The 614-nt window shown below is 72.8% G+C and carries 2 protein-coding genes; one reads left to right on the top strand and one right to left on the bottom strand.

Going from position 1 to position 614, the window contains the following annotated elements; all coding sequences use genetic code 11:
- Positions 1-301 (bottom strand): double zinc ribbon domain-containing protein (locus GJV64_RS15245; RefSeq protein ID WP_408015013.1); only part of this gene is annotated, 301 nt, incomplete at its 3' end.
- Between the two features lie 62 nt (positions 302-363).
- Here GJV64_RS15245 and GJV64_RS15240 point away from each other — a divergent pair.
- Positions 364-614 (top strand): hypothetical protein (locus GJV64_RS15240; RefSeq protein WP_205599676.1); only part of this gene is annotated, 251 nt, incomplete at its 3' end.

Raw genomic sequence — 614 nt, 5'->3', positions numbered from 1 at the left:
GCACCACGCTGCGCGCCGGCCCGTCATAGGCCAGTGCGGCGCGGGCACGGTCGAAGGCCGGCGGATCAGCCAGGCAAGCGCCGCAGCGGGCTTCCTCACCGGCATCGTGCGGCAGCGGCACGCCGCAGCAGGCGCAGTGTGGGGGCCCCAGGAAGTGCAGTTGGGCAAAGCAGGGCGCGCAGAAACGGTCATCGCCATCGACGATCTCGCCGCAGCCGGGGCAACGGGGCGGCAGCACGAGATCGAAAACGGCCCGCACAGGCATCGCAAGCGTGGCAAACATGGTCGTGGGGAGCGCCATGGATGGAATCTGCGCGTCGGCACGGCGTTGCGCAACCCGCGTGGCTGCGTATGACAACAAGGGTGCATCCGCCGCTGCCCTTCGATCCCGCTCTGCGCCGGCGCCGCCATGCCGAGGCGCAGGTGGGCCTGGCTGCTGCGGGCTTCCTGCACGCCCGCATGGCGCAGGACCTGCGCGACCGCGCTGCCCTTGTGGACCGGCGGTTCGAGGCCGTGCTCGACCTGGGCGGGCCAGCGCCGGTCTGGCCGGGCGCGGTGCGGGCCGTGGTGGCGGCGGGCGATGCTGATGGTGCGGGCGAGCAAAAGGGCCTGGC

The organism is Sandarakinorhabdus rubra (assembly GCF_010994245.1).
GTDB classification, from domain to species: domain Bacteria; phylum Pseudomonadota; class Alphaproteobacteria; order Sphingomonadales; family Sphingomonadaceae; genus Sandarakinorhabdus; species Sandarakinorhabdus rubra.
This window is presented reverse-complemented; position numbering and strand designations above follow the sequence as displayed.